Here is a 12,162-nt window from a genome sequence, read left to right on the forward strand (position 1 = left end):
CCCGGTGTAGGCCGGACGAAGCACATGACTTATCTTTAACTTCACGATGACGGCGTTCTCTGCTTCGTGACGCGAAGCCTCAGCCGCACGGTGTAGCATGCCGTGCCGCCGAGCCGGACATCCGGACCTCGGCCTTTCACTAGGGATCATGATGTCCTCTTACCGATCGGCTGCCTGCCTCCTTGCCGCGCTGCTTTCGACGAGTGTCCTCTCAGCCAGCGCGGCCCTCGCCCAGACCACGGTGACATCGGCCCCGCCCGCCAGCTTCACGCTCAGCAACGGCATGCAGGTCGTGGTGATCCCGGATCACCGCACGCCCGTGGTCACGGAGATGATCTGGTACAAGGTCGGCTCGGCCGACGAGACGCCGGGCAAATCCGGGCTCGCGCACTTCCTCGAGCACCTGATGTTCAAGGGCACCTCGAAGCATCCGGTCGGCGAATTCTCCCAGACCGTGCTCCGTGTCGGCGGCAACGAGAACGCCTCGACCTCGGTCGACTACACCAACTATTACCAGCGCGTGCCGCGCGAGCAGCTGCCGACCATGATGGAGTTCGAGGCCGATCGCATGACCGGTCTGATCCTCAAGGACGAGAACGTGCTGCCCGAGCGCGACGTCGTGCTCGAAGAGTACAACATGCGCGTTGCCAACAATCCGGACGCGCGGCTCAACGAGCAGATCATGGCCGCGCTCTATCTCAACCATCCCTATGGCCGGCCGGTGATCGGCTGGCATCAGGAGATCGAGAAGCTCGATCGCGAAGATGCGCTGGCCTTCTACCGCCGCTTCTACGCGCCGAACAACGCGATCCTGGTGATCGCCGGCGACGTCGAAGCAGCCGACATCCGTCCGCTGGTCGAGCGCAATTTCGGCTCCATCCCCGCCCAGCCCGCGATCCCGGCACGCCGCATCCGTCCGCAGGAGCCGGAGCCGGCGGCACCGCGCACCGTCACGCTGGCCGACCCGCGCGTCGAGCAGCCGAGCCTGCGGCGCTATTATCTCGTTCCCTCGGCGACCACGGCTGCGGCCGGCGAAAGCGCGGCCCTGGACGTGCTCGCGCAGCTGATGGGCAGCGGCAGCAATTCCTATCTCTACCGCGCCCTCGTCGTCGACAAGCCGCTCGCGGTCTCCGCCAACGCCAGCTATTCCAGCATCTCGCTCGACCCGACGCAGTTCGCGATCTCGGCCGCGCCGAAACCCGGCGTCGGCTTCGCCGAGGTCGAGCAGGCGGTCGACGGCGTCATCGCCGACATCGCGCAGAACCCGATCCGCGCCGAGGATCTCGAGCGGGTCAAGACCCAGCTCATCGCGGAAGCGATCTACGCCCAGGACAACCAGGCGGTGCTGGCGCGCTGGTATGGCGGCGCGCTGACCACGGGCCTGTCGATCGAGGACATCAGGAGCTGGCCCGACCGCATTCGCGCGGTGACCGCCGAGCAGGTTCGCGCTGTTGCGCAAAAATGGCTCGAGAAGAAGCGTTCGGTGACGGGCTATCTGGTCAAGGACACTGCGACCACCAAGCGCGAGGAGAAGCGTTCGTGACCTATCCCTTCCTTCGCGCAAGACACTTCCGACGCACAAGGCACTTCGCGCTGTCCTTTGTCACCGGCGCGGCGCTCGCGCTCGCCGCGGTCTCGCCGTCGCAGGCCGCAGCAAAGATCCAGCGCCTGATCTCGCCGGGCGGCATCGAGGCCTGGTTCGTGCAGGACGCCACCGTGCCGCTGATCGCCATGGAATATTCCTTTGCCGGCGGCTCGGCCCAGGATCCCAAGGACAAGTCGGGCGTCGCCAATCTCGTCGGCGATCTCCTCGACGAAGGCTCCGGCGATCTCGACTCCAAGACCTTCCACGAGCGGCTCGACCGCCGCGCCATCGAGCTCTCCTTCAGCGCCACCCGGGACACCTTCCGCGGCAGCCTGCGCATGCTGCGCGACAACAAGGACGAAGCCTTCGACCTGTTGCGGATGGCATTGACCTCGCCGCATTTCGACACCGCCGACGTCGAGCGCATCCGCTCGCAGGTGATCTCGGGCCTGCGCCGCGAGACCACCAATCCGTCGTCGCTGGCGAGCCGCAGATTCCTGGAGGCCGCCTTCGGCGATCATCCCTACGGCCGGCAGACCAACGGCACGCTGGAGAGCGTGCCGACTGTCACTGTCGCCGACATGAAGGACTATGTCGGCCGCGTGCTGGCCAAGGACACTTTGAAGGTAGCAGTCGTCGGCGACGTCGATCCGGCGACCCTCGGCAAGCTGCTCGACCACACTTTCGGCAGCCTGCCCGCCAAGGCCAATCTCGTGCCGGTCCCCGACATCGAGGCGGCAAAACCGCCGCAGCGCGCCTTCGTGCCGCTCGACGTGCCGCAGACCGTCATCACCTTCGGCGGCCCCGGCGTGAAGCGCAGCGATCCGAACTTCATGGCGGCCTATGTCGTCAACCACATCCTTGGCGGCGGCGGACTGTCCTCCCGGCTCTATCGCGAGGTCCGCGAGAAGCGCGGGCTGGCCTATTCGGTGTTCGAATCCCTGCTCTGGATGGAGCATTCGGCGGTCTTCATCGGCAATACCGGCACCCGCGCCGACCGCGCCAGCGACACCATCGACGCCATCGAGAAGGAGGTGCGCCGGATCGCCGAGGAGGGCCCGACGCAGAAGGAGCTCGACGAGGCCAAGTCCTACCTCAAGGGCTCGCAGATGCTGGCGCTGGATACGTCCTCGAAGCTCGCCCAGGCGCTGCTGCAATATCAGCAGGACAAGCTTCCGATCGACTATATCGAGAAGCGCAACGCCATCGTCGACGCGGTGACGCTGGACGACGCCAAGGCAGCCGCCAGGCGCCTCTGGGGCCAGGGCCTCCTGACCGTCGTCGTCGGCCGCGCCCCGCAGGCCGCCGCGCAGCCGGCGGCAGCGGCGCCCAAGTCGAACTGAGGTCTTCCATCCGCTGTGGCCGGGCTTGCCCCGGCCATTTGCGTTTCGCATGAGCGCCATTGCCGAACGTGGACGTCCGGGATATGTCCGGACATCACGAATGGTGCCATCATGCTGCGGATATCCCGCGATCTCGTCATCGACGAGGACGACATCGAGATCGGCTTCGTCCGCGCCTCCGGCCCCGGCGGGCAGAACGTCAACAAGGTCGCAACCTCGGCCCAGCTGCGCTTCGACACGCGCAAGCTGACCCTGCCGGAGGATGCCACGATCCGGCTCGCCCGCATCGCCGGCCAGCGCATGACCAAGGACGGCGTGATCGTGATCCACGCGCAGCGCTTCCGCACCCAGGAACGCAACCGCCAGGACGCCATCGACCGGCTCGTCGAGATCCTGAGCGAGGCGATGATACGGCCGAAGCCACGGCGCGCGACACGGCCGACCTTCGGCTCCAAGCAGCGCCGGCTTGAGGGCAAGAAGCGTCGCAGCGACGTCAAGGCCGGACGCGGCCGGAGTTTCGACGATTGAATGGACAAAGACCTCCGGCCGCCAAGCGACCGGAGGTTTGCAGGTTCACGTTCCGGCGTCAGTAGCGCTTGCCGGTGGCGGGACTGCCCGAGGCGGAATCGTCGACCGTCCCCTTGTGCGCTGCGCTTCCCGTTGTGCCGACCGCGCCCTTCGTTCCCTTGGTCGACTTCATGCCCACCTTCTCACCCGCGGCGCCCTGCTGCGTGCCGAGATCCTCATCTTCGCTGGCTGACGCGCCCCCCTGCATGGGTTTGCTTTGCACGGTGCCGCCGGGCTTGGTGCCAGATGACGTGCCTTGCGCGAAAACGGGCGTCGCAATGAGGGCTGCAAGAGCGCATGCGATTGCAGAAGTCTTCACCAACTTCATCCATTTCTCCTGGATTTTTTGCGATGACCGGGTCGGCTGCGTCCTGCGCCGTCCGCCTGCACCGGACCGGTTCATCGCATAGAGAGTTCGAACGGCGCGATCGCGATGCAATCCGCTTCGTGTGGTGATCGTTTAGGGATTTCGAGGCGGTTTCGCGGAATTGTCCTCCGCATATGCGGCAGCGTGGAACACGTTCCCCGTGTGCATTAGACGTACGCGAGGTTGGACGCGCCCACATTTGCCATGTGGGAAGCTCGACCTTCCCCATGCATTTGTGCCCACGAGGCATTAGACTGGGATATTCGCCGAGTGAGCCCATGCCCGTCCGCCAATTGCCAGAGCAAGTCGTCAACCGCATCGCCGCCGGCGAGGTGGTCGAACGGCCCGCGAGCGTGGTCAAGGAACTGGTCGAGAACGCGATCGATGCAGGTGCGAGCCGGATCGACGTCTTCACCGATGGCGGCGGCCGGCGGCGAATCGGCATCACCGACGACGGCAGCGGAATGACGGCGAAGGATCTCGCGCTCGCGGTGGAGCGCCACGCCACCTCCAAGCTCGACGACGAAGACCTGCTCCAGATCCGCACGCTCGGGTTCCGCGGCGAGGCCCTGCCCTCGATCGGCTCGGTCGCGCGTCTCTCGATCACCACGCGCCATGCTGGCGAGCCGCACGCCTGGGCGCTCACCGTCGAAGGCGGCGCGAAGTCCGAGATCATGCCGGCGGCGCTCGCGCATGGCACCCGCGTCGAGGTCAACGACCTCTTCTACGCGACGCCGGCGCGGCTGAAGTTTCTCAAGACCGACCGCACCGAGGCCGAGGCGATCCGCGAGGTGGTGCGGCGCCTCGCGATGGCGCGGCCGGACGTCGCCTTCACGCTCGCCGGCGAAGAGCGCGCGCCGGTGACCTGGGCCGCGGCGCTGCCCGGCGCCGCCGGACGGCTGACGCGGCTCGGCGACATCCTCGGCGCGGAATTCCGCAGCCACGCCATCGAGGTCCATGCCGAGCGCGACGGCGTCGTCGTTTCCGGCTATGCCGCAGCGCCGGCGCTGACGAAGGCCAACGCGCTCGGGCAATATCTTTTCGTCAACGGCCGCCCGGTGCGCGACAAGCTGATCTTGGGGGCGGTGCGCGCGGCCTATTCCGACTATCTGCCGCGCGACCGCCATCCGGTGCTGGCGCTGTTCGTCACGCTGGATCCGCGCGAGGTCGACGCCAACGTGCATCCGGCCAAGACCGAGGTGCGCTTCCGCAACGCAGGCCTCGTGCGCGCGCTGATCGTCCATGGATTGAAGGAAGGGCTCGCACGCGAGGGCAGGCGCACCGCCGCCAACAGCGGCGAGAGCGCATTGTCCTCGTTCCGGCCCGCGTTCACGCCGCGCCCGGCGAGCTGGGACTGGCGGGCCTCGCCATCCGCCCCAGTCGCGCCGATGCCGTCATTCGATGGCGCGGCAGCGCCTGCCTTCGCCGAGCGCGCCCAGGCGGCGTTCGACGTCGGCGCGCCCAGTGCCGACGTGCGGTTCGAGACGCAGCCCGTCAGCGACCTCGTCGATCGCCCGCTCGGCGCCGCGCGCACGCAGATCCACGAGACCTACATCGTCTCGCAGACCCGCGACGGCCTCATCATCGTCGACCAGCATGCCGCACATGAACGCATCGTCTATGAGCGGCTGAAGGCCTCGCTGGCCGCCAACGGCGTGCAGCGGCAGATCCTCTTGATCCCCGAGATCGTCGAGATGGACGAGGCCACGGTGGAGCGCCTGCTCGAGCGCAGCGAGGAGCTTGCCTCGTTCGGGCTTGCAATCGAATCCTTCGGCCCCGGCGCGGTCGCCGTGCGCGAGACGCCGTCGCTGCTCGGCAAGACTAATGCCGGCGGCCTGCTGCGGGATCTCTCCGAGCACATGGCCGAATGGGACGAAGCGCTGCCGCTGGAGCGGCGCCTGATGCACGTCGCCGCCACCATGGCCTGCCACGGCTCGGTGCGCGCCGGCCGCAGGCTCAGGCCCGAGGAGATGAACGCCCTGCTCCGCGAGATGGAGGAGACGCCGAACTCCGGCCAGTGCAATCACGGCCGGCCGACCTATGTCGAGCTGAAGCTGTCGGATGTGGAGAAGCTGTTCGGGCGGCGGTGACTTACGCGTTGCGCTTCAAAAACACGAACTCCGTGTCGTCATAGGCGCGCCGCTCCAATTCCTCGAAGCCATCAGGCGCCGCAAACTGCGCGGCCTTCGCCTCTTCGACCACCAGCAACGCGCCCGGCGTGAGCCAACCGCCGTCGCGCAAGCTCACAAGCGCCTTCTCCGCAAGTCCCCTGCCATAGGGCGGATCGAGGAACACCAGCGAGAACGGCTCGACGGGATGCGCCGGGCCGAGATCGGTCGCATCGCGGCGATAGACTTTTGTCACCCCGCCGAGGCCGAGCGATTCTACATTGTTGCGCAACAACGCCCGCGCCTCCGCACCGTTGTCGACGAACAGCACGAACTTCGCGCCACGCGAAGACGCCTCGATGCCGAGCGCGCCGGTGCCGGCGAAGAGATCGAGCACGCGCGCGTCCTCGATCGGATCGTCATAGGCGTGGACGAGGATGTTGAACACGGACTCGCGCAGGCGGTCCGCCGTGGGGCGAATGTCACGCGAAGACGGTGAGGCGAGATTACGCCCCTTCAAGCGACCGCCGACGACGCGCAACTAGTCCTCCCGCGGCGTCAGGTCGCGCTTGCCGTGATAGCCGCGCTTGGGACGGCGCGGCGGGCCGTAGCCGCTCGCTTCCGCCTCGTTGCGCTCGCGCGCCTCCTCGCTGCCGGTGCGCTGCACCAGCACGCGGCGGCCCTTGCGGTCGTTGATCACGTCACGCTTGCTGGCAGGCTTCTTCTCGCGCGGCGCTTCGCCATCGGGTGAAGAAGATTTCTGCGGCACGTCAAACTGCGCGCCCGACTTCTCGATCACCTTGTCGCCGAGCTGTTCGCGCAGCACGCGCGACTTGATCTCCTCGACCTGGCCTTCGGGGACTTCGCCGAGCTGGAACGGGCCGTAGGATACGCGGATCAGCCGGTTCACCTCGAGCCCGAGATGGGCGCAGACGTTGCGCACCTCGCGGTTCTTGCCTTCGCGGATCGCGAACACCAGCCAGACATTGGCGCCCTGGTCGCGCTCCAACGTCGCATCAATAGGACCGTATTTGACGCCCTCGACCTCGATGCCAGCCTTGAGCTGGTCGAGCTGCGCCTGGGTGACGTCGCCATGGGCGCGGACGCGGTAGCGGCGCAGCCAGCCGGTGTCCGGCAGCTCGAGCGTGCGCGCGAGGCCGCCGTCATTGGTGAGCAGCAACAGGCCTTCGGTGTTGAAGTCGAGCCGGCCGACGCTGATCAGGCGCGGCAGACCTTCGGGCAGATTGTCGAACACGGTCGGACGACCCTCGGGATCGTCATGCGTGGTCATGAGGCCGCGCGGCTTGTGATAGAGAAACAGCCGCGTGCGCTCGCGCGGCGGCAACGGCTTGCCGTCGACAGTGACGACGTCGTTCGGCGTGATGTCGAGCGCCGGCGAATTGATGACGCGGCCGTTGACGGCGACGCGGCCCTGCGTGACCATCTCCTCGGCGTCGCGGCGCGAGGCAAGCCCCGCGCGCGCCAGCGCCTTGGCGATGCGCTCGCCGGCCTTCTTCGGCTTCGGCGCTTCTTCGCGGCGCGGCCGCCCCTCGAAATCTCGATCGCGCTCGCGATAGGCGCCACGGCCGCCGAAGGCCGGGCGCTTCTCGAAGATCCGGCTCTCGTCCTCGTTTTCGCGGCGCGGACGATCACCGAAGCGGCCTTCGCTGCGCGGATGCTCGTGCCAGTCGGAGCGGCCTTCGGAGCGCTCGCGCGGGCGATTGAATTTCGGACGGTCGCCGCGCTCGCCATCGCCGTCACGACGGGGGCGATCGAACTTCGGGCGATCATCGCGCGGCCGATCAAACTTGGGACGATCGAATTTGGGCCGCTCGCGGAACGGACGATCGCCCGAGGGACGATCGTCGCGCGAACGCGAGAACCGGGGACGATCCTCACCGCCTTCGCGCTTCTGCCAGGGCTTGTCCTCACCGCGGTCGCGGCCGCCGAAATCCTTGCGCGGGCCCTTGCTGAAATCCTTGCGCGGCGGCCGGTCGCCGCGCGGACCCGCATCGCGCTTCTGCCACGGCTTTGAATCGCTGCGCTCGCCACGATCACGCGGCCGGTCGCTGCGGTCCGGCGCACCACGCGAAAACTTCCGTTCGCCGTCGAACTTGGGACGATCGCCACGCGGCGCGTAGGGCCGCTTGTCGCCGAACTTCTTGTCGCCGGTCCGGCCTGCGGGGCGGGAATCGTCGCGATCCCGGCTGCGCGGCGGACGGTCGTCGCGGCCATAGGACGGGCGATCGCCGCGCGGCTTGAACGGCCGCTTCTCGCCGTCACGCGCGCCGCGATCCGAAAACGGACGGTCGCCACGCGGCTTGAAGCTGCGCTCCTCACCACCACGGTCGTCGCGCTTGAAGCGCGGGCGGTCGTTGAAATCGCGGCGCGGCGCATCGCCCTCCTCGCGTCGGCGGAACGGACGGCTATCGCGGTCGCCGCGGGGCGGGCGGCTGTCGCCCTTGCCCTCAGGGCCGCGCTTGGCGAACTTCTTCTCGGGGCCGCGCGGCTTGCCGGACCGGCCCTTGGCCGGGCCACGATCACGCCGGCCGCGGGAATCGTTGTCTTTGTCGCTGTCGCGAGGCATGAATAATCTCACTCAGGGGGTGGCCAGAAAGCATTGTGCGCGCTCGTTTCGAGCCGCATGCTCAGGCAAAACCGGTATTCACTCTTGCTGAAGGCGGAGCTACTAGCAGGTTTCTGGCGATGATACGAGGCTTGAAAGCCCCCTCTTTCATGGATTTGGCGCTCAAAACGGCCGAAAATGCCGGAAAGGCGGGCGAAGTTCCGATCGGATGCGTGGTCGTCCGCAATTACGAGGTCATCGCCACCGCGGCGAACCGGACGCTGACCGACTACGACCCCACCGCCCATGCCGAGATCATTGCGCTGCGCGAGGCCGCGAAAAAGATCGGTAGCGAGCGCTTGGTCGACTGCGACCTCTACGTGACGCTGGAGCCCTGCACCATGTGTGCGGGCGCGATCTCTTTTGCAAGGGTCAGGCGACTCTATTACGGCGCCGCCGATCCCAAGGGCGGCGCGGTGGAATCGGGCGTGCGGTTCTTTGCCTCACCAACCTGCCATCACGCGCCGGACGTCTATTCCGGTGTCGGCGAGAGCGAAGCAGCGCGGCTGCTGCGGGAGTTCTTCCGGGAGCGGCGGTAGATTCACATATTCCGCCGTCATGCCCCGCCTAGTGCGCAATTGCGCACGGGGGCGGGGCATCCAGTACGCCGCGGCCTATCGATCAACCACCATCGTCTCGGAGTACTGGATCGCCCGGTCAAGCCGGGCGATGACAGCTGTGTGTGTTGCGACAGCGTAGTTCAGCCTGCGAAGAACTCGCGCAACGCCTGCGCGGTGACGTCGGGGTTCTCCTCGGTGAGGAAGTGACCGGAATCCACCGGCATGCCGTCGACATTCGTGGCCCATTGCTTCCAAATATCCAGCGGCGTCGCGGCGGCTTGCGCCACGCCGGCATTGCCCCACAGCGCCAGCATGGGAATGGTGATCTTCTTGCCGGCCTCGAAATCGGCCTTGTCGAGGTCGTAGTCGAAATAGGCACCGGCGCGGTAATCCTCGCACATCGCGTGCACGCGGGCGGGATCGCGGAACGGGGCGATGTAGTGCTCGCGCGCGCGCTCGTCGATGGCGTCGAGCGTCTTCGATTTGGTCTGGCTCGCCATCTTGAAGCGAAGGAAGAACTCGCCATTGCCCGAGATCAGCGTCTCCGGCAGGGGTGCCGGCTGCGCCAGGAAGGTCCAGTGATAGATCTTCAGCGCGTAGGCGCGGTTCATCCGCTCCCAGTAATTATAGGTCGGCAGGATATCGAGCACGGCGAGGCGCGACAGCCGCCCGGGATGGTCGAGCGCGAGGCGGTAGGAGACGCGGCCGCCGCGGTCGTGGCCGGCCAGCGCGAAGTGCACGTGGCCGAGGCGCTCCATCGCCTCCACCATGGCCTTGGCCATCGCGCGCTTGCTGTAGGGCATGTGCAGCGCGTCGCTCTCGGGCATGTCGGACCAGCCATAGCCCGGCAGGTCGGCGATGATCAGCGTGAACTTGTCGGCAAGCTGCGGCGCCACGCGGTGCCACATCACATGCGTCTCGGAGAAGCCGTGCAGGAGCAAGAGCGGCGGTCCCTTGCCGCCGACGCGGGCAAAGATACGGCCGAGGGAGGTGTTGATCCACTCGGAGGCGAAGCCGGGATAAAGATCGGCGAGATCGGACATCTTTCTGCATCCTTGTCTGGTCAGGCGCGGAGGCGCCCAACAAAAATGTCGAAAACAACCCCATGCACAGTAGCGCGGCGTCACCGGCGAAGGGCGCTAAGCCCAACAGCCGACTACGCATTTCTGGAATGTCGGTGTGGCGGCGCGATGGCGCAGGTTCCGTGCGCGCATTCCGGAAAAAAGCCTGTCAGCCCTTGGCCTTCTCGGCTTCCACAGCCTGCCAGCCGATGTCGCGGCGGCAGAAGCCTTCCGGCCAGTTGATGCGGTCCACGGCCTGATAGGCGCGGCCTTGCGCCTCCGTCACCGTCGCCCCCAACGCGCAGACGTTGAGCACACGGCCGCCATTGGCGAGGATCGCGCCGTCCTTTGCGACCGTGCCGGCGTGGAAGATCTCGACGGTGTCGACCTTGGCGGCTTCTTCTAACCCCTCGATGCGCGTGCCCTTCTGATAGTCGCCGGGATAGCCCTTCGCCGCCATCACCACGGTGAGCGCGGATTCCGGATACCAGCGCAGATCGAAATGCTTCAGCTCCCCGTCGCAGGCGGCGATGAACGCCGGCACAATGTCCGACATCATGCGCAGCATCAGGACCTGGCACTCGGGATCGCCGAAGCGGACGTTGAACTCGAACAGCTTCGGCCCCTGCGTGGTCAGCATGATCCCCGCATAGAGGATTCCGCGGAACGGCGTGCCGCGCTGCTTCATGCCGGCGACCGTCGGCAGGATGATCCTGGCCATGATCGCGTCATGGATCGCGGGCGTCACCAGCGGCGTCGGCGAATAGGCGCCCATGCCGCCGGTGTTCGGGCCGACGTCGTGGTCGAACACGCGCTTGTGGTCTTGCGCGGAGGCCAGCGGAATGGCGGTCTCGCCGTCGCACAGCGCGAAGAAGCTGATCTCGCGGCCCGGCAGGAATTCCTCGATGACCACTTCGGTGCCGGCTTCGCCAAAGGCGCCCTCGAACATCATGGCGATGGCGTCCTCCGCCTCGCGCACCGTCTTGGCGACGACGACGCCCTTGCCGGCGGCAAGACCGTCGGCTTTCACCACGATCGGCGCGCCCTGGCTGATGACATAGTCGCGCGCGTCCTTGGGATTGGTGAAGCGCTTGTAGGCGCCGGTCGGAATGCCGAATTCGGTGCACAGCGCCTTGGTGAAGCCCTTGGAGCTTTCGAGCTGGGCGGCCGCCCCGCTCGGCCCGAACGCCTTGATGCCGGCGGCGGTGAGATCATCGACGATGCCGGCGGCAAGCGGCGTCTCCGGGCCGACCACGACGAGCTCGACCGCGTTGGTCTTGCAGAAGTCGATCACGGCCGCATGGTCGGCAACATCGAGCGCCACGCACTCCGCTTCGCGCGCGATGCCGGCATTGCCGGGCGCGCACCAGAATTTGGTCACCAGGGGGGAGGCCGCAATCTTCCATGCGAGGGCATGTTCGCGACCGCCGGAACCGAGCAGGAGAATGTGCATCGAAGGCTCGAAAAGAGGGGTTTGCTGGGGGCGGAGGTCGCACGAATCGCGGCGGGCCTCAAGGGGGCGCCGTTCCAATTCCCCGTCATTCCGGGGCGCGCGTAGCGCGAGCCCGGAATCCATTGGCCCGCAGCGTTGGTAGTGAAATGGATTCCGGGCTCGTCGCTGGCGCTCCGCCCCGGAATGACGGCTAGACCTGCTTCCCCGCGATGATCTCCTGCAACGTCGCGACATGCCTTGCAAACGCGCCGCGGCCCGTCGCTGTCGCGGTCACCGTGGTCTGCGGCTTCTTGCCGACAAAGGCCTTCTCGACCGAGACGTAACCGGCCTTCGCCAGCGTCTCGATATGGGCGCCGAGATTGCCGTCGGTGGCTCCGGTCAGCTTTTTCAGCCGGGAGAATTCGAGGCCCGTGGACACGGGCAGCGCATTCAGCGCCGCCATGATCTTGAGCCGCAGCGGCTGGTGGATGATGTCGTCGAGCTCCGCCATTC

The 12,162-nt window shown here is 66.9% G+C and carries 11 protein-coding genes; 5 read left to right on the top strand and 6 right to left on the bottom strand.

Features of this window, described 5'->3' with window-relative positions; translation table 11 throughout:
- Window positions 1-148: 148 nt before the first annotated feature.
- From A3M7_RS0123075 to arfB, 3 genes are all read left to right on the top strand, one after another.
- Window positions 149-1,543: a M16 family metallopeptidase gene (locus A3M7_RS0123075; RefSeq protein WP_371090214.1), complete on the top strand. Its 1,395-nt coding sequence runs from the start codon at window positions 149-151 to the stop codon at window positions 1,541-1,543.
- Window positions 1,540-2,928 carry a M16 family metallopeptidase gene (locus tag A3M7_RS0123080; protein WP_371090215.1) on the top strand — a complete coding sequence of 463 codons (1,389 nt, stop codon included), beginning with the start codon at window positions 1,540-1,542 and terminating at the stop codon, window positions 2,926-2,928. The genes A3M7_RS0123075 and A3M7_RS0123080 overlap by 4 nt, the downstream gene beginning before the upstream one ends.
- 111 nt (window positions 2,929-3,039) lie before the next feature.
- On the top strand, window positions 3,040-3,456 hold the full coding sequence (arfB, locus tag A3M7_RS0123085) for an alternative ribosome rescue aminoacyl-tRNA hydrolase ArfB (RefSeq protein ID WP_011090218.1): 417 nt from the start codon (window positions 3,040-3,042) through the stop codon (window positions 3,454-3,456).
- A 58-nt stretch (window positions 3,457-3,514) separates the two neighbouring features.
- Here arfB and A3M7_RS0123090 read toward each other — a convergent pair whose 3' ends face one another.
- Window positions 3,515-3,823: a hypothetical protein gene (locus A3M7_RS0123090; RefSeq protein WP_027546018.1), complete on the bottom strand. Its 309-nt coding sequence runs from the start codon at window positions 3,821-3,823 to the stop codon at window positions 3,515-3,517.
- Window positions 3,824-4,140: 317 nt separating this feature from the next.
- On the opposite strand from A3M7_RS0123090, the gene mutL reads away from it, so the two are divergent.
- On the top strand, window positions 4,141-5,952 hold the full coding sequence (gene mutL, locus A3M7_RS0123095) for a DNA mismatch repair endonuclease MutL (RefSeq protein WP_027546019.1): 1,812 nt from the start codon (window positions 4,141-4,143) through the stop codon (window positions 5,950-5,952).
- Window position 5,953: 1 nt separating this feature from the next.
- Here mutL and rsmD read toward each other — a convergent pair whose 3' ends face one another.
- Both rsmD and A3M7_RS0123105 read right to left on the bottom strand, forming a co-directional pair.
- Window positions 5,954-6,511 carry a 16S rRNA (guanine(966)-N(2))-methyltransferase RsmD gene (rsmD, locus tag A3M7_RS0123100; RefSeq protein ID WP_027546020.1) on the bottom strand — a complete coding sequence of 186 codons (558 nt, stop codon included), beginning with the start codon at window positions 6,509-6,511 and terminating at the stop codon, window positions 5,954-5,956.
- On the bottom strand, window positions 6,512-8,557 hold the full coding sequence (locus A3M7_RS0123105; protein WP_027546021.1) for a pseudouridine synthase: 2,046 nt from the start codon (window positions 8,555-8,557) through the stop codon (window positions 6,512-6,514).
- A gap of 119 nt (window positions 8,558-8,676) precedes the next feature.
- On the opposite strand from A3M7_RS0123105, the gene A3M7_RS0123110 reads away from it, so the two are divergent.
- A complete protein-coding gene (locus tag A3M7_RS0123110; protein WP_041954073.1) occupies window positions 8,677-9,135 on the top strand; it encodes a nucleoside deaminase in 459 nt (152 codons plus the stop codon).
- Window positions 9,136-9,296: 161 nt separating this feature from the next.
- On the opposite strand, the gene A3M7_RS0123115 is transcribed toward A3M7_RS0123110, so the two are convergent.
- From A3M7_RS0123115 to A3M7_RS0123125, 3 genes are all read right to left on the bottom strand, one after another.
- Window positions 9,297-10,199, bottom strand: coding sequence for an alpha/beta fold hydrolase (locus A3M7_RS0123115; RefSeq protein ID WP_027546023.1), 903 nt, complete (start codon window positions 10,197-10,199; stop codon window positions 9,297-9,299).
- 187 nt (window positions 10,200-10,386) lie between these two features.
- Window positions 10,387-11,670 (bottom strand): phosphoribosylamine--glycine ligase, encoded by a 1,284-nt coding sequence (gene purD / locus A3M7_RS0123120; RefSeq protein ID WP_027546024.1) that lies wholly within the window; start codon window positions 11,668-11,670, stop codon window positions 10,387-10,389.
- A gap of 190 nt (window positions 11,671-11,860) precedes the next feature.
- The gene (locus tag A3M7_RS0123125; RefSeq protein WP_027546025.1) at window positions 11,861-12,160 is read right to left on the bottom strand and encodes a transcriptional regulator; all 300 of its coding nucleotides are present in this window, start codon (window positions 12,158-12,160) and stop codon (window positions 11,861-11,863) included.
- Window positions 12,161-12,162 lie beyond the last annotated feature (2 nt).

It is taken from the genome of Bradyrhizobium sp. WSM2254 (assembly GCF_000472645.1).
GTDB lineage: Bacteria > Pseudomonadota > Alphaproteobacteria > Rhizobiales > Xanthobacteraceae > Bradyrhizobium > Bradyrhizobium niftali.

Excerpts from the sequence above, each read along its gene's own strand:
- mutL (WP_027546019.1), top strand. The coding sequence starts at position 4,141 with ATGCCCGTCCGCCAATTGCCAGAGCAAGTCGTCAACCGCATCGCCGCC.
- purD (WP_027546024.1), bottom strand. The coding sequence starts at position 11,670 with ATGCACATTCTCCTGCTCGGTTCCGGCGGTCGCGAACATGCCCTCGCA.
- A3M7_RS0123110 (WP_041954073.1), top strand. The coding sequence starts at position 8,677 with ATGATACGAGGCTTGAAAGCCCCCTCTTTCATGGATTTGGCGCTCAAA.
- A3M7_RS0123075 (WP_371090214.1), top strand. The coding sequence starts at position 149 with ATGATGTCCTCTTACCGATCGGCTGCCTGCCTCCTTGCCGCGCTGCTT.
- A3M7_RS0123105 (WP_027546021.1), bottom strand. The coding sequence starts at position 8,557 with ATGCCTCGCGACAGCGACAAAGACAACGATTCCCGCGGCCGGCGTGAT.
- A3M7_RS0123090 (WP_027546018.1), bottom strand. The coding sequence starts at position 3,823 with ATGAAGTTGGTGAAGACTTCTGCAATCGCATGCGCTCTTGCAGCCCTC.
- arfB (WP_011090218.1), top strand. The coding sequence starts at position 3,040 with ATGCTGCGGATATCCCGCGATCTCGTCATCGACGAGGACGACATCGAG.
- A3M7_RS0123115 (WP_027546023.1), bottom strand. The coding sequence starts at position 10,199 with ATGTCCGATCTCGCCGATCTTTATCCCGGCTTCGCCTCCGAGTGGATC.
- A3M7_RS0123125 (WP_027546025.1), bottom strand. The coding sequence starts at position 12,160 with ATGGCGGAGCTCGACGACATCATCCACCAGCCGCTGCGGCTCAAGATC.